Source organism: Mesorhizobium sp. M7A.F.Ce.TU.012.03.2.1 (assembly GCF_004006095.1).
Lineage (GTDB): Bacteria > Pseudomonadota > Alphaproteobacteria > Rhizobiales > Rhizobiaceae > Mesorhizobium.
Map to the genome: position 1 here is coordinate 836,238 of NZ_CP034779.1, position 22,788 is coordinate 859,025.

Annotated in this window: 19 protein-coding genes; 6 read left to right on the forward strand and 13 right to left on the reverse strand. The window is 63.5% G+C overall.

Going from position 1 to position 22,788, the window contains the following annotated elements; translation table 11 throughout:
* Positions 1 to 56: 56 nt before the first annotated feature.
* From EJ079_RS04020 to EJ079_RS04040, 5 genes are all read right to left on the reverse strand, one after another.
* Positions 57 to 1,370, reverse strand: a complete 1,314-nt coding sequence (locus EJ079_RS04020) for an O-antigen ligase (RefSeq protein ID WP_127395548.1) — start codon at positions 1,368 to 1,370, stop codon at positions 57 to 59.
* Between the two features lie 184 nt (positions 1,371 to 1,554).
* Positions 1,555 to 2,382 (reverse strand): SDR family NAD(P)-dependent oxidoreductase, encoded by an 828-nt coding sequence (locus EJ079_RS04025; RefSeq protein ID WP_127395547.1) that lies wholly within the window; start codon positions 2,380 to 2,382, stop codon positions 1,555 to 1,557.
* An 88-nt stretch (positions 2,383 to 2,470) separates the two neighbouring features.
* Entirely contained in the window at positions 2,471 to 2,965 is a 495-nt protein-coding gene (locus EJ079_RS04030; protein ID WP_127328812.1) for an acetone carboxylase subunit gamma, read from the reverse strand.
* The gene (locus tag EJ079_RS04035; protein ID WP_127395546.1) at positions 2,962 to 5,166 is read right to left on the reverse strand and encodes a hydantoinase B/oxoprolinase family protein; all 2,205 of its coding nucleotides are present in this window, start codon (positions 5,164 to 5,166) and stop codon (positions 2,962 to 2,964) included. Before EJ079_RS04035 ends, EJ079_RS04030 begins: the two co-directional genes overlap by 4 nt.
* Positions 5,167 to 5,179: 13 nt before the next feature.
* Positions 5,180 to 7,339 carry a hydantoinase/oxoprolinase family protein gene (locus EJ079_RS04040; RefSeq protein ID WP_127808153.1) on the reverse strand — a complete coding sequence of 720 codons (2,160 nt, stop codon included), beginning with the start codon at positions 7,337 to 7,339 and terminating at the stop codon, positions 5,180 to 5,182.
* A 112-nt stretch (positions 7,340 to 7,451) separates the two neighbouring features.
* On the opposite strand from EJ079_RS04040, the gene EJ079_RS04045 reads away from it, so the two are divergent.
* Positions 7,452 to 8,231, forward strand: a complete 780-nt coding sequence (locus EJ079_RS04045) for a LuxR C-terminal-related transcriptional regulator (RefSeq protein ID WP_127397718.1) — start codon at positions 7,452 to 7,454, stop codon at positions 8,229 to 8,231.
* 52 nt (positions 8,232 to 8,283) lie between these two features.
* Here the strand turns inward: EJ079_RS04045 and EJ079_RS04050 are convergent, their stop codons facing one another.
* On the reverse strand, positions 8,284 to 8,577 hold the full coding sequence (locus EJ079_RS04050) for a type II toxin-antitoxin system RelE/ParE family toxin (RefSeq protein WP_348629729.1): 294 nt from the start codon (positions 8,575 to 8,577) through the stop codon (positions 8,284 to 8,286).
* Positions 8,574 to 8,855 carry a type II toxin-antitoxin system ParD family antitoxin gene (locus EJ079_RS04055; RefSeq protein ID WP_023811572.1) on the reverse strand — a complete coding sequence of 94 codons (282 nt, stop codon included), beginning with the start codon at positions 8,853 to 8,855 and terminating at the stop codon, positions 8,574 to 8,576. Before EJ079_RS04055 ends, EJ079_RS04050 begins: the two co-directional genes overlap by 4 nt.
* Before the next feature lie 279 nt (positions 8,856 to 9,134).
* On the opposite strand from EJ079_RS04055, the gene EJ079_RS04060 reads away from it, so the two are divergent.
* From EJ079_RS04060 to EJ079_RS04070, 3 genes are all read left to right on the forward strand, one after another.
* Entirely contained in the window at positions 9,135 to 11,309 is a 2,175-nt protein-coding gene (locus EJ079_RS04060; RefSeq protein ID WP_127808154.1) for an alpha-ketoacid dehydrogenase subunit alpha/beta, read from the forward strand.
* An 84-nt stretch (positions 11,310 to 11,393) separates the two neighbouring features.
* Complete coding sequence (locus EJ079_RS04065) at positions 11,394 to 12,956, forward strand: ABC transporter substrate-binding protein (protein WP_164761653.1); 1,563 nt, start codon at positions 11,394 to 11,396, stop codon at positions 12,954 to 12,956.
* A gap of 119 nt (positions 12,957 to 13,075) precedes the next feature.
* On the forward strand, positions 13,076 to 14,305 hold the full coding sequence (locus EJ079_RS04070; RefSeq protein ID WP_127808156.1) for an aminotransferase class III-fold pyridoxal phosphate-dependent enzyme: 1,230 nt from the start codon (positions 13,076 to 13,078) through the stop codon (positions 14,303 to 14,305).
* Positions 14,306 to 14,338: 33 nt separating this feature from the next.
* On the opposite strand, the gene EJ079_RS04075 is transcribed toward EJ079_RS04070, so the two are convergent.
* Positions 14,339 to 15,076 (reverse strand): GntR family transcriptional regulator, encoded by a 738-nt coding sequence (locus EJ079_RS04075; RefSeq protein WP_127267755.1) that lies wholly within the window; start codon positions 15,074 to 15,076, stop codon positions 14,339 to 14,341.
* A gap of 146 nt (positions 15,077 to 15,222) precedes the next feature.
* On the opposite strand from EJ079_RS04075, the gene otnK reads away from it, so the two are divergent.
* The gene (otnK, locus tag EJ079_RS04080) at positions 15,223 to 16,596 is read left to right on the forward strand and encodes a 3-oxo-tetronate kinase (RefSeq protein ID WP_127397187.1); all 1,374 of its coding nucleotides are present in this window, start codon (positions 15,223 to 15,225) and stop codon (positions 16,594 to 16,596) included.
* On the forward strand, positions 16,596 to 17,234 hold the full coding sequence (locus EJ079_RS04085; protein WP_127808157.1) for a class II aldolase/adducin family protein: 639 nt from the start codon (positions 16,596 to 16,598) through the stop codon (positions 17,232 to 17,234). The genes otnK and EJ079_RS04085 overlap by 1 nt, the downstream gene beginning before the upstream one ends.
* A gap of 102 nt (positions 17,235 to 17,336) precedes the next feature.
* Here EJ079_RS04085 and EJ079_RS04090 read toward each other — a convergent pair whose 3' ends face one another.
* From EJ079_RS04090 to EJ079_RS04110, 5 genes are read right to left on the reverse strand one after another with little or no spacing between them, the layout of a single operon-like run.
* A complete protein-coding gene (locus EJ079_RS04090) occupies positions 17,337 to 18,608 on the reverse strand; it encodes a CaiB/BaiF CoA-transferase family protein (protein WP_127808158.1) in 1,272 nt (423 codons plus the stop codon).
* Between the two features lie 35 nt (positions 18,609 to 18,643).
* Positions 18,644 to 19,675 carry a dipeptide ABC transporter ATP-binding protein gene (locus tag EJ079_RS04095; RefSeq protein WP_127399202.1) on the reverse strand — a complete coding sequence of 344 codons (1,032 nt, stop codon included), beginning with the start codon at positions 19,673 to 19,675 and terminating at the stop codon, positions 18,644 to 18,646.
* A complete protein-coding gene (locus tag EJ079_RS04100; RefSeq protein WP_127808159.1) occupies positions 19,672 to 20,748 on the reverse strand; it encodes an ABC transporter ATP-binding protein in 1,077 nt (358 codons plus the stop codon). Before EJ079_RS04100 ends, EJ079_RS04095 begins: the two co-directional genes overlap by 4 nt.
* 3 nt (positions 20,749 to 20,751) lie before the next feature.
* Positions 20,752 to 21,594: an ABC transporter permease gene (locus tag EJ079_RS04105; RefSeq protein ID WP_127276927.1), complete on the reverse strand. Its 843-nt coding sequence runs from the start codon at positions 21,592 to 21,594 to the stop codon at positions 20,752 to 20,754.
* Entirely contained in the window at positions 21,594 to 22,607 is a 1,014-nt protein-coding gene (locus tag EJ079_RS04110) for an ABC transporter permease (RefSeq protein WP_127808160.1), read from the reverse strand. Before EJ079_RS04110 ends, EJ079_RS04105 begins: the two co-directional genes overlap by 1 nt.
* Positions 22,608 to 22,788: the final 181 nt, after the last annotated feature.

Below are 22,788 nucleotides of genomic sequence, written 5' to 3' on the forward strand. Positions count from 1 at the left end.
AGCACATGCTTGCTCAAAAAAGGAAGGCCGCTCCCTTCAGCCCGCGAGATGATAGTTTATGAGGGACCGGCGCCCGCCGGATGGCCGGCATACCGAGGCCAGTCAGTCTCGCCCCCGGCCGCGTCAGCCGGCTCCAGAGCCGGTGACCGCCGCCTGCGGGTAACGGGCAGCCGCGCCAGCTTGAAGAAGCTGAAATACATCAGGAAAGAACCCATGATGTAGGGATTCAGTATCTCGACCTCGACGAAGGAGCGGATCAGCAGCAGGACCATCACGCCGAAAAGTATCACCGAGTCCGCCTGCCATGCCTTGAAGATCACCGCCGAGACGTGGCCGTAGAGCGTGCGCAGCATGATCAGCGACACCAGCGTCGCTCCGACGAAGCCGAGTTCGACGAGGGCCTCGATATAGGTGTTGTGGAAGTGGAAGCCGGTGCGGGTGGTGATGTAGAATTCGTTCCACAGCCGCTCGGCTTCAGCGAAGCCCTGCACCCAATAGGCGGCATAGCCGACGCCGAGAATCGGCGATTTCTGGACCGTGTTCCAGCCTTGCTCCCACAGATAGGTTCGCCCGGTGAGCGTCGAATCCTTGCCGAAGAGGCCGAGGACGAAGTCCATCAGCCCGAGATTCAAGGCGACGAAGGCCGTCACGACCAGCAGCCCCGCGCCGATCAGGAAGATGACCCGGCGATAGCGGCGTGACAGAAGTTTGCTCATCGCAAGAAGCGCCACCAGCGCCAGAACCGCGGGTATCGAGGCCATCGAGGTGGCGGAATGCGAGGCGACCAGGACATAGGCCGACAGCAGCACGACGGGCACCGCCAGTATGAAGCTCAGCCGGCCGCGTCTGTAGAATGCAAGGAAGACAACGCAGAAATAGATGCCGAGCGAGCCGACAAAGCCGATCTGATTCTTGGAGGCGAAGGCGCCGACGAAGTTCACGGTGCCGTCGAGGACATCCTCGGAATAGTTCCCGACCTTCAGCGAATAGAGAAGGACGACGAATATCCCGACCAGCGCCCCTATGGTCAGCGTGCGCACGCTGACGGTGCGCGCAGCTACGTAGGCGCAGGCAATATGGGAAAAATACTGGACCGACGTCCTTGCGGTGACGCCGGGAGCCTGCGACCAGAAAACCGAGAAGCAGATATAGGCCGCAAACAGCAGCGGCAGCCAGGCGCTGGACAGATGCCGCAGAAACCGCCGGTAATCGACCAGGATGAGCGGAAGCCAGACCGCATAATAGGCCAGGATCAAGATTTGGCCGAAGATGACCGAATAAGAAAACGCCCAGATCGAAACGGCTACGGCAAAGGCGCCATAGACCGAATTCTTCTCGGGATCGATAAGCAGGGACTTTGGAATCTTCATCTCAGGGTTCCGCCGACACGACCCAGGGCCGGCAAGCCATGAGCCGGCCGGAATCTTCGCAAATATGGGCGTGCAATAAACGGCGTCTCCATTGTGCAGTGCAATATAACCTATTGCGCCCGGCGCTCAATGGCAAATCCGGTCACCTTGTCTTACAGCGAGGCATCTGCGGAGAGATCAGCCGCTACCAAAGCGCTCCGCCGGTGATCTGGATGTTCTCCATGGTGATGCCCTTGGCGAGATCCGAGCACAGGAACACCGCCAGAGCCGCGATCTCCTGCGGCTGCAGCATGCGCTGCTGCGGGTTGCTTTTGGCGATCTCGGCCATCGCTTCCTCAGCGGTGCGCCCCTTGCCTTGGCGCTCGACGACCTGCGCCACATTGCGGCGCATCAGTTCGGTCTCGACCCAGGTCGGGCTGATCATGACGCAGGTGACGCCATGCGCTGCCCCTTCCAGCGCCACGCAGCGTGTGAGGCCGAGAAGGCCGGCCTTGGACGCGCAGTAGGCTGGGTTGTCCTTCCAGCCGACCGAGGCGGCGGTTGAGCCGATGTTGACGATGCGGCCCCAGCCGCGTTCGATCATGCCCGGCAGTACCGCACGCGTGACGCGGAAGGCGCCCGTCAGGTTGGTATCGACGATCTTGTCCCATAGCGCGTCGGAATGGCCGCAGACCGGCTGCTCCGCGGTCGTCCCAGCGGCATTGACCAGGATATCGGCGGGGCCGATGGCCACCTCGGCGTCAGCCGCGAACCGATTGGCGACGTCGCTGTCGCGCACGTCTAGATGAGCGGCGTGAACCCTCGTTCCGTGGGCGGCAAGAGCCGCACGCACGCGCCCGATCTCGTCCGCGCCGGGATAATAGGCGGCATCGGACCTGTCGGCGCCGGCCGGCGCGATGTAGGAGCCGACGGCGACGTTCGCGCCGGCTTCAGCCAAAGCCGTGGCAATGGCAAAGCCCATGCCCGAGAACCCACCGGTAACGATGGCGCTACGGCCGAAAAGGTTGTTCATGGCGCACGGTCTCCACTTCGTTCCGGGCAGGCAATCAGGCCTGACCGTATTTGGCAATCACACCGGCGCAGCCTCCATCGCCAGCGTTTCATGTTTGCTGGAGCGGTTTGCCTAGCCATTCGCGATAGAAGCCTTCGAGGTCGGGCTCGAAATCGTGGACGATGGGATAGCCAGGTGCCGCCGCTTCCACTTCGTGCAGCGTGCCGCATTGCGGACAGATGAATTCGCGGATCTCCATCCATTCGGGATCGGGGAGATCGCTGTTGGGATAGATTTCGCGCAAAGCCCCCTCGGTGTTGCGGACGTTGATCGCAGCCTTCAGCTTCCAGTTCTTGCGATAGTCGCCGAAGGAGTGGCCGCATTCGCAGCGGGTAATGCGCTCATCGCCGCTCTGGCAGATGAACAGATGGTCCGAGACCGGCAGCAGGATCGGATCTTTCCAGGCGACACGATCCTGATAGACGGCAACCATCTTGAAGAAACGGTCATCGTCCTTGTAGGCACTCATGATCCGCCTTGTCTGTGGCCAGGGCAGCTTGCCTGCGGCCAGATCGCCCAGGACTTCCTTGCTATACGAGGTCATGGCTTTGCTCCCGGCATGAAGATCGATCTGGCATCGACGTTCCAGAACTCGCTGAATTCGCTGGTGAAGCGCGGCGACAGCTTGATCGCGCTGGCGTACATTTTCTTCACCTCGGGGGCGAAATCGGCCTTTTCGACACGACCACGCTCCTTGGCGATCCAATCCACCACAGGGACCGCCTTGGCCAGACGCTCCTTGCGCATGGCGGCGCGGCGCTCGACCGTGGCGTCGATATCGGCGATGGGATAGCCGTCTTCATCGTCCTTCAGCACAATGCCGAAAACCTGGTCCGCCGCTTGCCGGGTGAGAAAGCCGTTCTCGACATCCCAGGCGGTCTTGATCGGATCGCGCTCCAGTACGTCGCCGTAACCACCGCCGCCATTGTAGGAATGGCTGAAGATGTCGCCGGATTTGTGCGGCGCAGTGATGTAGGGGCCCTCGACCACGACATGGTCGCCACCGATGTTCCGCTCGTAGTCGGAGACATGCGGATCGATGCCGGGCGCATGCGCCAGCGGTTCGCCTTTTGCCGCGAGTTCGTGAATGTCTGAGTTGCGCACGGCGCGATGCTTCTGGCAGGTCGGCGCCGGATAACCGCCGCACATGCCGCCATTGTCGAACACGCGCGAAGAATGTTCGGAGGTGTGGAGCCGCAGATGCGACGTCTTGTTGATCAGCCAGGTCGAGACGAAGGAACAGCCGCCGCGATATTTGCCGGCACCGCCGGAGTTGGGCACGATCGAGCGGCCGATATAGACCATCGGCATCGACTGTTCCCAGACCTCGATGTTGCCCATGTCGGATTCCGGGTTCCAGCCGACATAGGCGGTGTCGAGACCATCCTTGATTGCGAGCGCGCCGGAGCCGGCGGCGGCGCATTCAAAATGGGCCATGCCGAACGGCGTGCCGTACTGGCTCTGGCCACCCATTTCGATCATGGGGCTGTTGACCTGACCGACGAAGGCCTCCTCGACGAAGCCACGCGCGATAAAACTGCGCGACAAAAGCCGCTGGAAGACGCCATAGGCTGGCAGCAGCAGCGCCCACGAGGTGGCGGTCGCCACCATCTCGTTGTCGGGATTGGTCCAGGTGCCGTGCGGCAGTTTCAGTTCGGTCGCCATCCAGGCGCCGTCATTGACCAGCCCTTCGAAATTCATGTGCTGGGTCAAGGTGACGAACATGCCGCCATCCATGCCGGCCGGCGTGCAGTTCATCGAATGGTAGCCCCAGGGCTGCGTGCCCTCGAAGTCCATGGTGATCTTGCCGTCGGTGGTGATCTCCATCTCGATCGGGATGTTGTAGAGCCAGTCCGGATCGCCGAGCAGCTGGAAGCCGGGTTTGCCTGCGGTGACGTGGCCGTAAAAAGTGTGGCCGCGATAGATTCCGGGGACGGTGAGCTGGCGGGTGCGGGCGAGCTGGGCACGGCGGCCTTCCTCGATGAACTCCTTCGACACCTTCATCCAGTAGTCGAGGCCGATCTCGGAGATGAGCTGCTTGACGCTTTCGCGCATATCGATGCAGGAGGCGACCTTGGCCTTCTCGTCCAGCACCCAGTAGATCGGCATGCGCAGATTGCGCTCGCAGCGGATGACGTAGTCGCGGCGGATCTCGTCGTTCTCGCCGATCTTCTCGGCGCAGACGAACAGACCCTCGGTGAAGCGCTCCTGCGCGAGACACACATCACCGCCTGGGGTAATGCCGCCGGCCTCCAGCTCGTGGCAGACGGCGCCGGCCCAGCCGACAAGCGTGCCTTCATGAAAGATCGGCACCACGTCCATCACGTCGGGCACCTGCACGGTGCCTATGAAGGCGTCGTTGTTGGCGAAGATGTCGCCTTCGCGGATGCGCGGGTTGTCCTCGTAGCCGTTTTTGATCATCCATTTGATGAAGCGGCTCATCGTATGGACGTGCACCATGATGCCGTTGGAGAGAGCGATGGCGTCGCCCTCGGGCGTGTAGATGGCGACCACCATTTCGCCGACCTCGCGCACGCCGGGCGAGGCCGAGATGCGGCGCGCCATTTCGCGTGCCGAGACGCAATAGGCGCGCAGCTTGGTGTGCAGCGTCTCGAATTTCAGCGGATCCTGGTTGCGCAGCGTGAGTTCCGTGATGCCGTCATAGCAGCCGGTCTCCTCCATCAGCCGCTCGGAATCGAGCAGTCTTTCGCGAAGGCGCAGGGCCGAGGCAGGTTTGTCCAACATGGCGGTCGCCCTCTCAAGCGTGGGTGTAGTGCAGCAGCGTCCATTCATCGACATGGACACGGTCCTGCGGATGAACGACGAGCGTGGTGGCGGGATGTTCGATGATGGCCGGGCCGATGACTTCATGGCCGGGCTGAAGCAGATCCATCTCGTAGAGATTGGCCTTGTGCCAGCGCCCGCCGATATAGGCCTCGCGCACGCCCTTGTGGGCGACTGCCGGATCAGACTTGCCGAGCGGCCGCTTGAGCAGCACCGGCTTGACCTTGTCTGCGGTGGCGATCAGCCCGAGTTCGGTGATGGTGAAGCCGGCTTCGCCATAGCGCGACACGCGATGGTTGACCTTGGCATAGACCGCCTCGAACTCGTCGATAACCCCGCGCATGTCGTCGGCCGAACCGACCTCGGCCAGCGGCGCCATGACTTCGACGTCCTCGAGCTGGCCGGTGTAGCGCATCATCAGGAACGGCACGGTCCTGATCTTCTCCCTGGTATGGCCGTCGGCGATCATCTCGTCGACCGCTGCCTTGGTCAGGTCGTTCCAGACCGTGGTGACCTTGGCGCCGAAGGCGGCCAGCGTAGCCCCGTCGGCGCGTGACGGGATGTCGTGCTGGGTGGAGACGGAATGACGCCGCATGAAATCGGCCGTGGTGCAACCGAAGGCGGAGAAGGCGGCCGCGAACTGGAAGGTGATGATGTCCTTGAAGCCGATGCCCCTGGAGCAGCCGGCCAGATGCAAAGGTCCCGAGCCGCCATAGGACAGCAGCGTGAATTCGGAGGGATGGATGCCTTGCCCGGAAATGACCCGGCGCAGCGCGTTGTTGGCATCGGACTCCAGCATGTCGATCATGCCTTCCGCGGCTTCCTCGACACCAACGCCGAGCACGCTGGAGCACTTTTCCTCGAAGGCGCGGCGCGCCTTTTCGACCTGCAGCACGACCTTGCCGCCCAGGAAATAGTGTGGGTTGAGGCGGCCGAGGATGGCGTCGCAATCGGCGATGGTCGGCTCGGTGCCACCGCGATCGAAGCAGATCGGACCGGGATCCGAGCCGGCGCTTTCCGGCCCAAGCGAGACCTTCTTGGTCAGGGGATCGACCTTGAGGATCATGCCGGCGCCGGCGCCGATCGTGTCGAGATGCAGCGTCGGCACGTTGAGCTTGAAACGGTCCATCAGCGGCTCGTTCTCGATCCGCGTCTGGCCGCGTGTGATGACGCCCATGTCGAAAGAGGTGCCGCCCATGTCCGAGCAGATCAGCGAGTCGTTCCCGATCAGCTTGCCGACATAGGCAGCGCCCAGAATGCCGCCGATCGGGCCGGAGATCATGGTTTCATGCAGGCGCGGGTGGTTGATCGAGGTCAGGCCGCCGAAGGAGAGCAATGTCTGCACGCCATATTTGAAGCCGTATTTCTTCGAGACATCCTCAATGCCCTTGAGCTGCTTGCGGCCGCGCGACGTGGCGTAGGCCTCGATCAGCACCGAGTTCAGCCGCGACTGCTCGCGGATGACCGGACGAACCTCGTGGCTGGTGTAGACGATGATGTCGGCACCGGCCTTGTCGACCTCCGCGCGGCAGATCTCTGCGATGCGCTTCTCGTGCACCGGATTGACATGTGAGAAGATGGTCATGATGCAGATCGCCTCGACCTTGTCGGCGATCAATTTTTTCGCCGCGGCGGAGACTTCGTGTTCGTAGAGCGGCAACACGATGTCGCCGAACTGGTCGATGCGCTCGGTGACGCCATGCGTGCGGCGGCGCGGCACCAGCGGATCTGGATGGTGATGGGTGACGGCATGCAGCCGGTCGGCATAGGAATAGTCGGCCCAGGCCTGCAGCCCCCGGCCCATCAGGATCATGTCCTCGAGGCCCTTGGTGGTGATCAGGCCGAGCCGGCGGCCGGTGCGCGACAACAGTGTGTTGAGCATGCCGGTGCCGGAATAGAGCACGACGTTGACGCCGGAAAACAATGATTCCAGCGAGATGCCCCAGGCATCCGCCGCGTCCTCGGCAGACGCGAGAAAACCTTCGGCTTCGTTCTTCGGCGTGGTCGCCGACTTGCCGATCTTGAAGTGGCCGTCCTGATCGACAAGGATCGTGTCGGTCATGGTGCCGCCGGCGTCGATACCGATGACGATTGGATTGCCGACGATGGGGCCGGTGAGATTGGGTTGGGTCACGGTCGCCTCGGGATCTGGTCTAGGTTGACGCAAGGCTAGATTCGATGGGCGGCTTCGCGCCATATGCCTAAAGACATAATGACGGCTGAGCTGACATCGCCGAAAAAAGGGCATGCGCATGGGGACCATCTGGGCGCCGCTCGCCAAAGCGATCGCCGCCACCGGCACGGACAGGCATGTCGACTGCCTGATCGACCTGATCGGCGCGGATATCGAGCACGACCTCGTCACGGTGACGCGCTATTCGACGACGCAGACACCCGAATTCATCAAACACCGACGCTTCTCGGACGAAATGGTCCGGCGCTATCTCGACAATTACTATGTCTTCGACCCGTTCTATGCGTCGTGGCGACGCGAGCGAAGGCTGGGCATCATGCCGCTGAAACGGCTTGCCAACGATGAGGCCAAGCGCGGCCAGTACATAGCCGGCTTCCTGGCGCAGTCGGAGATCTGCGACGAGGTCGGCATCATGCTGGCGGACGGCGGCGACTGGTGCCTCGGCATCTTCCTCGACCGCTCGACCACGCCATTCAAGGACAGCGAGATCGCCCTGCTGGATGAACGGCTGCCGGTGTTCGAGGCGCTGCATGCGCTCGACATCAAGGCGCGCGGAACGGAATTCTCCCGCACGTCAGCGCCGACAGGCCCCGGCGCCTCGCCCCGGCGGGAACCGACCATTCCAGCCAGCCTGTGGCCGGAGCTGTCACTACGCGAGCGGGAATTGGTCCAACTGATCCTCGCCGGTCACCCGACGGCCAACATCGCCGAACGCCTCGGCATCACCGTCGGCACGGTCAAGAACCATCGCCGGCGCATCTACGAGAAGCTCGACATCACCACGGAGCGGGAATTGTTTTTGCAGTTCTTCCAGCATCGGGTCGACCGATAGCCCGGGTTCGGACAGCTAAGCGGGTTACGCTTTTCCCGTTGCAGGTTAGAGCTCATCCTCCCAATTGGCGCCGCCATAGAACACACGGAAGATCACCACTTGGTCGGATTCCACTGTAAAGGTCACCGTTACACGGCGCTCGAAACCGACAACCCGAAGGCCCTGGCCGCAGATCGTCACGGCGTGTTCCGCGCTCCGAGGCGTAGTCGAGACCCTGGCAGTAGGCTTCGATACGCTCGATATAGCGTATGGCCGTGACGTTGCCGGCGGCGATCTCGATGGTGTCGTATATCCATCTTAAGTCCGCTAAGGCTTCCGGCAACAGAACAATATGCCGGCGCTTCACACATCCCTCTTAAAGCGGGCGGCGTGGTGAGCGCGGATGTCGTCAAAAGCCTGGTTGGCTGGGATAACTCGGGAAGGATCCGCCTTCCACCTGTCATAGGTCGGCACAACCTCCTCGCGGAGCCAGCGCTCTACGGCCGCGTCGCGCTCTTGCAGGGCGCGAAGGCCGGCGCGGATCACTTCACTGCTGGTCGCGTAGGTTCCTGATTCAACGAGACGGTCGATGAAAGCAGCCTGCTCTGTTGGCAGGCTGAAGGTGCGCTTTTCGGTGGCAGCCATGATTTCTCCTATAATGTCGGTGTGATTATATCATACCAATATCCAATACGTGAGAAAACCTGTCGGCCCAAGAAACCGACATCGGCGCTGCTAGCAGTCTCAAAATTCCTCTTGCGGAACCGCGCCGTCCCGGCTTAGTCTTTGCCTTCTCGCAAAAATGAAATTTAATTCCATTTGCCTGCAACCTTCTTGCCAGCGTCGTGCCCCCAGGAAAAATGAACGGCCCAATCGACTGAGAAAATATTTGATATATCATCTACCAGAGCGGAAATAGCTGACATGGTCCAGCAGACATCGATCCAGCCATCGGCGCCCTGGTTGCGGCTAGATGTCGATGATTCGGACTGGACCGACGCCGAGGTGTCGAGCCTGGTGCGCTGGTATCACCAGATGCTGCTCATCCGCCGTTTCGAGGAAAAGGTGCTCGATCTGGCCAATGCCGGGCTGGTGCATGGTCCGGCCCACGCCAGCATCGGACAAGAGGCCACGGCGGTCGGCGCCATGTCCGTGCTCGGCACCGGCGACCGCATCAACGGCACCCACCGTGCCCATCACCAGGTGCTGGCCAAGCTTGTCAACGCGCAGACGCCCGGCGGATTCGACCCGCTGCATGATGCTTTCAACCCAGGCATGCAGGGATCGGTTCGCGGCCTGATGGCCGAGATCATGGGCCTCAAGTCAGGCTATTGCGGCGGCCGTGGCGGCTCGATGCATATGCGCGACGATGCCTCCGGCATCCCAGGCACCAGCGCCATTATCGGCGGCAACCTGCCGCACGCGGCGGGCTATGCGCTCGCCGACAAACTGCTCGGCACCGGCAACATCTCGGTCGCCTTCTTCGGCGACGGCACGATGATGGCAGGGCCGGCCTATGAGGCGATGAACATCGCCGCGCTCTACCGGCTGCCGGTGATCTTTTTCGCCGAAAACAATCTCTATGCCGTCTCCACGCACATCAATGAGCAGACGCGAGAGACGCGGCTGGCCTCGCGCGGACCTATGCTCGGCTTTCGCGGCATCGAATGCGACGGCATGGATGTGGTGGCAGTCCACCATGCCATGCGCGAGGCGCGCCGGACGATTGAGGAAGACGGCGGCCCGGTGCTGGTCGAGGCGCTCTGCTATCGGTTTCTACACCAGAGCGGCGCCCGCCCGGGCAGCGAATTCGGCTACCGCACGCGCGCCGAGGAAGACGTCTGGAAAGCGCGCGACCCGCTTGCGACGATGGCGGCTCGCCTGAAGACGATGGGCATCCTGAACGCTTCGGACCTCGGTACACTCGACCAGCGCGTCATGGAGGTGGTCAACACCGCTGCCGATTCCCTGACCGAGATGAGCGGCAACGCGCTGCGCATTCCTGATCATCTGTGGCCGGACCCAAGCGACGTCGACAACCAGATCCGCGGCGATCTTTCCGAACTGAAGGGCGAGCGCTTCCTCGAGATCGAGGACGTGCCGCCGGCCGACACCAGGCCGGTCAAGTTCATGGTTGCCGCGTCCGAGGTGATTGCGCGCGCCATGGAGCAGGACGCGCGCATCATCATCATGGGCGAGGATGTGCACCGGCTGCGCGGCGGCGTTTCGGGCGCCACAAAGGGCGCGCTGGAGCGCTGGCCGGAGCGTGTGCTGGCGATGCCCATCGCCGAGAATGGTTTTGTCGGGGTGGCGCTGGGTGCAGCGCTTTGCGGCTTGCGGCCGATGGTCGAGATCATGTTCGGCGACTTCTGCCTGGTTGCCGCCGACCAGCTGTTCAACGCGGTCAGCAAGGTGCGCCACATGTTCGGCGGCGGCTTTCCGGTGCCAATCGTGGTCAGGGTGCGCGTCTCGCCGCACACCGGCTACGGCTCGCAGCATTCGGGCGATCCGTCCGGCCTGTTCGCCCTGTTTCCCGGCTGGCGCATCGTCGCGCCGACGACGCCCTTCGACTATATCGGCCTGATGAATTCAGCGCTGAAATGCGACGATCCGGTCGTCGTCATCGAGCATGTCGAGCTGTTCCCGAGCGAAGGCCCTGTGCCTGCGGACGACCGCGACTATTGCGTGCGGCTCGGCAAGGCGAAGATCGTCAGGCCGGGCAGCGCCTGTACACTGCTCACCAGCGCCAGCATGGTTGCCGTCGCCAGCCAGGTGGTCGAGGAGACCGGCGTCGATGCCGAGATCATCGACCTGCGCAGCCTCGACCCGACCGGGCTCGACTGGCCGCTGGTGGAGGCCTCGATCCGCAAGACCAACCGGGTAGCCGTCATCGAACAGGTGCAGCGTGGGCTATCGCTTGGCGGACGACTGACACAGGAGATTCAGGATCGCGTGTTCGATTATCTCGATCACGAGATCCTGCATGTGACGGGAAGCCTCTCGGCTCCCGTCGTATCGGCCCCGCTCAACCGCGCCGCACTGGGCGGCGCTGAAAAGCTCAAGGCCGCGCTTCAATCCCTCACTGCCGTGGGTGGATAGAGCGAACGCATTGCCACAAAGATCCGACAAGAAAATGGGAGAACTGACATGAGCATCCTACAGAGAAACAAGACCAGGGCGACGATGCTGGCAGCCGTGCTGCTGGCCACCAGCGCCTTCTGGGCGCCGGCCACGTTCGCGCAGGACAGCAAGCCGCTGGTCATTGCGCGCAACATCGACCTCAACTCGCTCGATCCGCACCGCGCCTTCTGCGACACCTGCCAGATCTACAATTCCAGCGTCTATGAATCGCTGCTGACGCTGGACAAGGACAACAAGCTGATCCCGTTGCTCGCTTCCAAATGGGAAGGCAATGCCGACCAGAGCAGCTTCACCTTCACGCTCGACCCGGCCGCCAAATTCTCGGACGGTTCGCCGGTCGAAGCCAAGGACGTGAAATGGTCCTGGGAGAGGCTGAAGAACCTCAAGGGCAGCGCCTCGTTCCTGATGGACAATGTCGCCTCGATCGAGACCCCGGACGCGCATACGGTGGTCGTCAAGATGGTCGCGCCGAGCTCCGAATTCCTCAACATCGCGGCGGCGCCCTACGCAGCGGTCGTCAACAGCAAGGTTGCTTCCGAAGCCGGCGCCAAGGCCGATGCGGACGCTTCGACGACAGACAATGCCGAGGCCTGGTTTCTGGCGCATTCGGCCGGCAGCGCACCGTTCGTGCTGAAATCCTATGAGCCCAATTCGGAACTGCGGCTGGCACGCAACGACAAATACTGGCGCACGGCGCCGGCGCTGAGCGAAGTCGTCATCCGCCAGACCAAGGATGCGGTGGCCCAGGCACAGATGCTGCAGAGCGGCACCGCCGACATCGCCATGCAGATCGACCCGGACACGGCCAAGACGATGACCGGCAGCGACGTGAAAATCGAGACCGTGCCGTCCTACAATTTCATCTATGTGGCGCTGTCGCCCGGCGCCAAGGCCAACAAGGTTCCGCTGACGCCCGAAGTGCGCGAGGCCATTTCGCTCGGTCTCGACCGTCCGAGCATCCTCGACTTCACCATCGGCTCCGAGGGCCAGTTGATCAGCGCACCGATCCCGCTCGGCTTCCCCGGCGGTTCGGGCTTCGAGGCGCAACCCTATGACGTCGCCAAGGCAAAGGAACTTCTGGCCAAGGCCGGCCATGCCGACGGCTTCGAGATGGAAGCGGCGTTTCCCGGCATGAACGTCTATGGCGTCGATCTGTCGCTGTTGATGCAGAAGGTTCAGCAGGATTTGGCCAAGATCAACATCAAGCTCGACCTGCAGCCGATCCCCTTCGCCAACTGGCGCGAACGCGTCAATGGCGACGGCATCCCGATGACGGCGGTGTTCTACGCGCCGGACTATTACGGCACGTCGCAATACGTCGATTATTTCGCCATGACCAAGGGCAGCCCGTGGGCGCGCCGCGCCGGCGCGGAGCGCGATCCGTCGGTGCTCAATCCGAAGGAAGCGGATATCTACAAGGCAGCCCTTGCGGCGAGCGGCGACGAGGCCGCCAAGCTGTGGCACCAGGCCGGCGAGGAGATGATCAAGGACAGGATCATCCTGCCGCTGATCAGCCCGAACCTGATCCTGGCCTACAAGTCGGACGTCAAGGGCGTGCGTTACAGCGCCTGCTGCAACCTCCCGCTGGCGGAACTCAGCCACTGAGCGAAAAGATGCGGGAGGCGGCCAGCCGCCTCCCGCTTCCTTATCCTGGACGGTCAGCAAATCCTGTTCTTCCAGCATTAAGATCAATATATGATATATCAACACGCGGAGAACTCGCTATGCCTTCCCTGATCAACTCCAAGGACCAGTTGCTGCGCGAGCGCGCGGCCTCGGTCATTCCGGGCGGCATGTGGGGACACATGGCGACGCGCTATCTCGGCTCCGCCTATCCGCAGTTCTTCGAGCGCGCCGACGGCTGCCGGGTCTGGGACGTCGATGGCCGCGAATACATCGACCTGATGTGCAGTTGGGGCCCCAATATCCTCGGCCACCATCATCAGGCGGTCGAGGCAGCGGCCGAGCGGCAGCGTCGTCTGGGCGATGCGATGAACGGCCCTGGCGAGGTGTTGGTCGAGCTGGCCGAACTGCTGGTCAAGACCGTCGCGCATGCCGACTGGGCGATGCTGCAGAAGAACGGCACCGACGCCACCACGGCCTGCGTGACGATCGCACGCGCCGGCACTGGCCGGCGCAAGGTGCTGGTCGCGCGCGGCTCCTATCACGGCGCCGTGCCGTGGTGCACGCCTTCGCTCGCCGGCGTCACCGCCGAGGACCGCGCCCATATCATCCATTTCGACTACAATGACGTTGCCAGCCTCGAGGCAGCCGTCGAGCAGGCCGGCAGCGATCTTGCCGCCGTCGTCGTCACCGCTTTCCGCCACGATATCGCCCGCGACCAGGAACTGCCGACCGCCGCCTTCGCCAGACAGGCGCGCGAGCTGACCACCGCCGCCGACGCGGCGCTGATCGTCGATGATGTCAGGGCCGGCTTCCGCATCGATCTCGCCGGCAGCTGGGAACCGCTCGGCGTACGGCCGGACCTGTCCGCTTTCTCGAAGGCGATCGCCAATGGCTATCCGCTTGCCGCGATCACCGGCACCGACCGGTTTCGCGAAGCCGCGACCAAGGTCTATGTGACGGGGTCGTTCTGGTATGGCGCCGTCGCCATGGCCGCCGCGATCGCCACCATCAACACGCTGCGCGACACCGACGCAATCTCCAGGATGACTGAAGCCGGCGACAGGCTGCGCTCAGGCCTCGATGCCGCAGCGAAGAAGCATGGCCTGTCGCTTCGCCAGACCGGCCCAGTGTCGATGCCGATGGTGCTCTTCGACGGCGATGCCGAATTGAAAAAGGCCGACGCCTTCTGCTCGGCCGCCTTGCGCGAGGGCGCCTATTTCCACCCCCGGCACAACATGTTCCTGAGTGCCGCGCATACCGCAAAAGACATAGATCTCGCCCTGCAGGCTGCCGATGCCGGCATGGCCGCAGCGGCGCAGGTGGCGTGACCAGCGCCGATGCGGTGGGAAGGAACAAATCGCTCAGCCGACGGCCGACACCAGGCGGCCGTTCTGCGCCGCGCGGCGCAGTTCCTCCGGCGTGACCGCACCGTCGTTCAGCCGTTCGAGAACCTTGACCAACAGGCGTCCGCCTTCGATCATGTCCTGCTGAATGCCCTTGCGCACGCCGTTCTCGTCACGCGCCCGCAGCGCGTCGAGAATGTCGAGGTGCCGGTGGCGGCCGTCGTAGGTCGGCCTGGCGTGCGGGTATTGATAGTTCACCAGTGGTCCGTTGCGCAGCCAGATGCCCTCGATGATGGCCAGCAACTCCGGCATTTGCGCCGCCTGGTAGATCGAGTGATGGAATTCCCAATTGTCGCGGACGGCTTCGAACCAATGGCCATTGTCCTCGTTGGCAATCAGTCTGTCATGCACCTCGGCCAGACGGTCGATCTCCCGTGGCTCGATGCGCGTTGTTGCCGCCGCCCCCGCCATGCCTTCGAGATGCAGCCGGATGCTGCGCAGTTCCAGATATTGGGCCAGCGACAGCTGGGCGACGGTGATCGAACGGCCAGCCTCCATCTCCAGGCCTTTTTCGCGCACCAGCTGCATCAGCGCCTCGCGCACTGGCGTCTCAGACACCTGAAGGCTGGCGGCAAGGTCGCGGATCTTGAAGCGATGGCCCGGCCAGAAGCGGCCCTCCATCATGGCGCGGCGAAGCTCCTCGTAGACGCGCGTCGTCAGATTGTCGCGCGCGATCGGCGCGATAGAAGCAGTCACATCCGCTCTCCGTTCTTGCAGCGGCGCCGGCGTCGCCTGCGTCGCGTGGGCTGTGTATATGATACCACGAATGGCCTGACCACCGACATGAGACAGGCAGCTGCGAGACGGGCAGCCATGGTGCAGACGGACATGAGACGGGGCGCATGACCGCGACGCCTTCACTCCTGTTCGGCGCCATAGCCGACGATCTGACCGGCGGCACCGAGCTGGCGTCGATGCTGGTGGCGCGCGGCATTCCAACGGGATGCACGGTCGGACTGAGTGCGCCGATCCCACCAGGCAATCTTGCCCATGTGATCCTGCTGAAGACCCGCGTCATCGCGGCCAGCGATGCGGTGCGCCAGGTTCTGGAGGCGGCGGACCGGCTGCTTGAAGCTGGTGCCCGGCAGATCTTCTTCAAATATTGCGCCACTTTCGATTCGACGCCTGCCGGCAACATCGGTCCTTGCGCCGAGGCGCTGCTCGAGCGGCTCGGCGGCGGCGTCACGCTGTTCACCCCGGCGCTGTGTGAGACCGGCCGCACCGTCTATCAGGGACACATGTTCGGCGGCGCCCAATTGCTGGGTGAATCGCCCAAGCGCTTCGATCCGCTGACGCCGATGACCGATTCCAATCTGGTTCGCGTGCTGCAGGCGCAGAGCAAGGGCAAGGTCGGGCTGGTGCCCTATCTCGTCGTCGATGCCGGGGCGGAGGCCATCCGCAACGCCATACGAGAGCACAGCGCGGGCGGCGAGACGCTGCTGGTCACCGACACGATTCGCGAGCGCGACCTGGTTGCGATCGCGGAAGCGACCTTCGACCTGCCGCTGATGACCGGCAATTCCTCGGTCGCCGCGCATCTGCCACCGGCCTGGCTCACGCATGGGCTGCTGAATTCAGTCGATCTCGTTACCGCCAGCCTGCCGGCCATAAACGGCCCAGCGGCGGTGCTGGCCGGCAGCGTCGCCGACCGCACCATCGAACAGCTCGAACGCTTTGCGCAAAACCATCCACTGCTGACGATCGATCTGGCCAGAGCCTTCGCCGGCGCCGATGTAGTGGCCGAAGCGCGTGCCTTCGCCCAGCGGCATTTGCCCGGCGCGATGATCGCCATTGCCACGACAGCGCCGCAAACGACGGTCGAAGCGCTGCAGCAGGCGCATGGCCGCAAGGCGGTGGCGGCAAAGGCGGAAGAGATGCTGGCCGGGATTGCACAGATTCTGGTGCGTGAACTCGGCGTCCGACGGCTGGTCGTCGCCGGCGGCGAGACAGCCGGTTCGGTGGTCAAGGCGCTCGGCATCGACCGCATCGCCATGGGTGCCTATGAGGGGCCGGGACTGTCGCGTGCGACTGCTCACCTCCCCGGCCTGCCATCCGAGCCGCTGGCGCTGATGTTGAAATCGGGGAAGCTCGGCGGCCCGGATATTTTCGCCGACGTCCTGCAAGACATGACACGGGCGACCACCGTCGCGCCGGCGATCGATATATGGCCACCGGCAAAACCTGTCATGCGGCCAACCACAGGAAAAGCATCGTGATGGACACCGAGACTGCACGCGCCAGCCTGATCACCGCGACGCAGACGCTGGACGCCAGCGGGATGAATGTCGGCACCACCGGCAACATCAGTGTGCGGACGACAAGCGGCATGATGATCACGCCGACGGGAATAGCTACAAGCGCGCTTCGGCCGGAGCAGATGGTGCCGATGCAACTCGATGGCAGCTGGGAGGGAGCGTTCCGGCCGTCGAGCGAATGGGAAATGCACGCCGAGATCTACAAGGCTTTCCCCGAGGCCGGTGCCGTCGTGCATGCCCATCCCGATCATTGCGTGGCGCTATCGTGTCTGCGCGAGGGACTGCCGCTGTTCCATTACATGGTCGCGGGTTTCGGTGGCGATGATGTGCGCTGTTCGGGCTATGCGCTGTTCGCGTCAAGCGAACTGGCCAAGGTTGCCGTCGTCGCGCTCAAGGACAGGTCGGCCTGCCTGCTCGCCAATCACGGCATGGTCGCTTTCGGCGGCGATCTCGACATGGCGCTCATCCGCACCATCAAGCTCGAGACCTTGGCGCGGCAATACCTTTTGGCGCGCAGCGCCGGCACACCGGCGATCATCGAGGGCACCGAGCTTGCCGCCATTCGCGGGCGGTACAAGAATTACGGCCAGCAGAAGTAGCTGGCCGAGCATTTCCGGGAACGGCTCTTCGCGCTCTTGAAGTGAAGAACCACTCAGTCGACCCGCAAATGCGAGACGAGGGCTGCCACGTTCCGTGGAAGATCAGGCGGGGATCGGTTCGGCTGCAGGCGCATAGACGCTGACAGCCCCGGAGCCGATCAGTTGGTCGATGGTCTCGGCGCTGTAGCCGAGCACGTCGGCCAGCACGGCAGCTGTGTCCTGGCCCAGCATCGGCGGCGCGGTAAAGTCGGCGGTCAGCTGCGCGGCAAGTCCCTGTGCCGGGCGCACCATGGCGACGGAGCCGAGATGCGGATGCGGCAAGGTCTGGACGAGGCCACGTTCGCGCACATTGGGGCTATCGAAGACTTCCGGTATCGATTTTACCGTGCCGGCCGGCACGCTGGCGGCGGCACAGGTTGCCATCCAGTGGTCGCGTGGCTTGGTCTTGAAGGCAGCCGCCAATTCGGGGATCAAAGCCTCGCGGTTGGTGGCACGCGCGCCTGCCTTGATGAAGCGCGCATCCCCAGCCAGATGTGGCAGATCAAGGACCTTCTCGCACAGCGCCGCGAACTGGCGGTCATTGCCGACGGCCAGCGCGAAGCCGCCATCGGAGGCCTCGAATATCTGATAGGGGACAACCGTCGGATGCGCATTGCCGTAGCGGGCGACCTCGCGGCCGGTGTTGAGGTAACCGCTGCCGACATTGATCAGCAGGCTGAGCGCGCAGTCGATCAGCGACAGGTCGAGGAACTGGCCCTTGCCGGTCGTCGCGCGCTCGTAAAGCGCTGCCAGGATCGACTGCGTCGCGACCATGCCGCAGACGATGTCGGTGATGGCGACGCCGACGCGCATCGGCTCGCCATTGCTCTCGCCAGTGATGGCCATCAGGCCGCTTTCGGCCTGCATGACGAAATCATAGCCGGGCCGTCCGGCATCGGGTCCGGTCTGGCCATAGCCGGAGATCGAGCAGTAGATCAGCCGCGGGTTTGGCGCGCTGAGTTCCTTGAAACCGACGCCGAGGCGGTCGGCGGTGCCGGAGCGGAAATTCTCGACGACGATGTCGGCCTTCGCCGCCAGTTCGCGCACGATGGCCAGCCCCTGCGGGCTTTTCATGTCGAGCGCGATGCTCTGCTTGCCGCGATTGGCGCAGAGATAGTAGGTCGAGACACCCTTGTAGCTCGGCACCGACCACGCCCTGGTGTCGTCGCCGCCATCTATGTTCTCGATCTTCCAGACCTCGGCGCCGAGATCGGCAAGGCTCATCGTTGCCCAAGGACCGGCGAGCACGCGGGAAAGATCGAGAACCTTGATGCCTTCGAGCGGCAGGCGCGCGGATCCTGCCGTACCGGCATTCTCGGAATGGTCCTCAGTCACGATCAAGATTCCTTCGGGTGAATTCGGCAGGCCAATCACACAGTCTTGAACGTGTTGACCGGCTCCGGAAAATGACAGGCGACGCGATGCGAACCGCCAGCCGGATCGAGCGGTGGTTCGACGGCAGCGCAGATCGCCTGCGCCTTGAAGCAGCGCGTGCGGAAGCGGCAGCCGGATGGTGGGTTGAGCGGGCTCGGCACGTCACCGGTCAGTACGATGCGCTCGCGCTTGCGCTCCTTCTCGGGATTGGCGAGCGGCACCGCCGACAGCAGCGCCTGCGTGTAGGGATGCAGCGCCCTCGAATAGAGTTCGGCCGCAGGTGCGATCTCTACGATCTTGCCGAGATACATCACCGCGACCTGGTGCGAGATGTGGCGCACGACCGAAAGATCATGTGCGATGAACAGATAGGATGTGCCGAAGGACTGCTGAATATCCCTGAGCAAATTGAGCACGCCAGCCTGCACTGAAACGTCGAGCGCCGAAACCGGTTCGTCGAGGATCACCACTTGCGGGTTGAGCGCAAGCGCGCGGGCGATGACCACGCGCTGGCGCTGGCCGCCGGACAGTTCATGCGGATAGCGCTTGCCGTGATCGGGATTGAGCCGCACGAGTTCGAGCAATTCGGCGACGCGCGCCCGGCGGTCGGCCGCCGACATGTCGCTCATGCGCAAAGGCTCGGCGATGTTGTCGGCGATGCGCATGCGCGGATGCAGCGACCCGTACGGATCCTGGAAGACCAGCTGGATGTAGCGCCGCATCAGGCGCATGTCTTCGTGGTTGAGGGCGAGCAGGTTCTGGCCACGGAACCAGCTTTCGCCGCTGGTCGGCTCGATCAGCCGCATCAGGCAGCGTCCGAGGGTCGACTTGCCGCAACCGGATTCGCCGACGAGGCCCAGCGTTTCGCCCGGCGCCAAGTCAAAGGACACATCGGCCACCGCACGCACATGGGCAACCGCGCGGTCGAAGACGAGGCCGCCGCGAACCGGAAAATCCTTGACAAGATGGCGTACGGAAAGCGCTGCCGCCGGCTTGGTTTCGACTTGAATTTGCTCCACTGCGCTCATGGGGCCATGCTTCCACTGTCCAGTTCTGCCGCCGCCAGCGCAGCACTATGGAAGGGCGGCAAGGTCGTCGCGAAATGGCAGGCCGAGAAGCGGCCGCCTATGTCGTGCAAAGGCGGATCCTCGGTCCTGCAGCGTGCCTCGGCATAGATGCAGCGCGGATGGAAGGCGCAGCCGCCCGGCAAGCGCCCAAGTGCGGGTGGCGAGCCATCGATCGAAAACAGCCGCTCGCGGCTTTCCTCGAGATTGGGGATCGAGGCAATGAGGCCGCGCGTATAAGGATGGCGCGGGTCGGCGAACAGCTCGGACACGCCAGCCTGTTCGACGACGCGGCCGGAATAGACGACCGCGACGCGGTCGGCATGACCGGCGACAACGCCGAGATCATGGGTAATCAGCACCAGGCCAAGGCCGAGCCGCTCCTGCAACGAACGCAGCACTGCCAAAATCTGCGCCTGCACCGTGACATCGAGCGCCGTGGTCGGTTCGTCGGCGATTAGCAAATCGGGATCGTTGGCGACGGCCATGGCGATGACCGCGCGCTGGCGCATGCCGCCGGAGAATTCGTGTGGATACTGGTTGACCCGGCGTTCGGGCTGCGGGATCGCCACCAGATGGAGCAATTCCACCGCGCGCGCCATGGCCTGCTTGCGGGTGACGCGCTGATGCAGCCTGACCGCCTCGGCGATCTGGGCGCCGACAGTCATCACCGGATTCAACGAGGACAGCGGGTCTTGGAAGATCATGGCGATGCGCGCGCCCCTGATCTTGCGCATTTCGCGTGACGATTTGCCGACCAGTTCGTCGCCGTTGAAGCGGACCGAACCGGTGACGACCGCGTTCTTCGACGTCAGGCCGAGCGCGGCGAGCATGCCGACGGACTTGCCCGAGCCGGACTCCCCGACAATGCCGACCACTTCGCCCTTGGCGAGGTCGAGGTCGATGCCGCGCACCGCTTCGAACTGATCGCCTGCCCGCCGGAAGCCTACCCGCAGGCCGCGTATGGACAGCAGCGGCTCACCTCTGCCCGCCTTGTCGACTGCACCCGGCGGCGCTGTAGATATCTGTGCGCTCATCGCTTAATCCGACCTTGGATCGAGAATGTCGCGCAAGCCGTCGCCGATGAAGTTGAAGCCGAGCACGATGGTGAGGATGGCGACGCCCGGACCGAAGGCGATCCACCATTGGTAGAAATGGACGGCGCCATCCGAGATCATCGACCCCCATTCGGGGGTCGGCGGCGTGGCGCCGAGTCCGATGAAGCTGAGCGACGCGGCAAGCAGCACGACCTGGCCAAGATCCATGGTCGCGCTGATCAGCACTGGGGTCCAGCAAAGCGGCAATATGTGCGTGAACAGCACGCGGCGCGGCCTGGCGCCGGCGGCGATCGCCGCCTCGACATGCTCACGCTCCTTCACCTCCAGCACCTGCGCCCGCATCAGCCGGGCATAGACCGGCCACCAGACCAGAACCATGGCGATGGCGGCATTGCCGAGGCCCGGCCCAAGCGACGCCGCGACGGCCATAGCCAGCAGCATCGGCGGGAAGGACAGAGTGACGTCGACAAGCCGCATGATCGCCGCACCGGTCAGCCCGCCGACGAACCCGGAAATGGCACCGAGCAGCGAGCCGATCACCACAGCCGAGACGACGACCAGAACCGCGATCGGCAGCGAATGCGCCGCCCCGTGCAAGGTGCGGGCGAGAACATCGCGGCCGAGAGCATCGGTGCCCAGCCAGTGCGCCCAGCTCGGCGGCTGCAAGCGGCGCGCGACCATTTCGAGCGGATCGAACTGCACGATTAAGGCGGCGAAGACGGTCATGAACAGCCAGAACAGGATGACGACCGTGCCGATGACCAATGGCGCGGTCAGCCATTCGGGAACAGCGGCGGAATGGGATTTGGTTGTGACCGCCGACATCAGCTCAACCTCACGCGCGGATTGGCCACCACGTAGAGGATGTCTGTGATGAGGTTGGTGACCAGGAAGGCGAGGCCGCCGACGATGGTGACGCCGATGATCGCCGGGAAGTCGAGCGCGCGCGCCGCCTCGACGGCATAGGAGCCCATGCCCGGCCAGGAAAAGATGGTTTCTGTCAGCACCGCGCCGGTGATCAGATAGGCGAAGGAATAGCCGATGACGGTCAGGGTCGGCACCATGGTGTTGCGCAACGCATGGACGATGACGACGCGGAATTCGCTCGCGCCCTTGGCGCGCGCGGTGAGGACGAACTCGCGGCTCATCACATCAAGCATGTTGGCGCGCACCAGCCGCGATATGGTGCCGGAAACCGTCCAGCCGAGGACGAAGGCCGGCAGAAGCAGGTGCCGGAGCGCGTCCTTGAAGACGGTCCAGTCGCCAGCCAGAAGCGAATCGATGGTCAGGAAGCCGGTTATGCCGGGCGGCAATGCCAGGCGGGCATCGACCCTGCCCGGCCCCGGCAGCCAGTTCAGCATGACGGAGAAGATGAACAACAGGCCGAGTCCCGACCAGAACACCGGCAGCGACGAGCCGAACAAGGCGAAGAGCCGCGCACCATGGTCGATCAGGCTGTTGCGGAAATAGGCGGCCAGCACACCAAGCACGATGCCGAGCGTGGTGCCGAAGATCATCGCGGTGAAAACCAGTTCGAGCGTTGCCGGCAAGCGGTAGAGGATGTCGGTGCCGACATTGCGCTTGGTGATGAATGAGGTGCCAAGATCGCCGCTCAGCAGATTGCCAAGATATATCATATAGCGTTCCGGCAAAGGACGATCGAGACCCCAGCGCGCCTTGGCGGCGGCCACCACTTCGGGGTTGCTCATCTGCTGTTCGGCGACAATCGCGGTCAGCGGATCGCCCTTGGTCACCGTGGTGATCAGGAAGGCAATGGTGACGATGCCGAGCACCAGAAACGGCATGGCGATAAGCCGGCGCAAAATATAGCGAGACACGTGGCTACCTTCACAAGGAGGGGCTTCGTAAGATGGCACAGGGCGCTTGGAGATGCCATCGAGGGAAGCATATTGACAGTGGGGGAAAGCGCCTGTCAATATAAATGGAATTTAATTTCATTTTTTAGACAACGCCGGCGACGCTGGCCCGACAGGCGGACGACGACGCCAGAAAGACCTC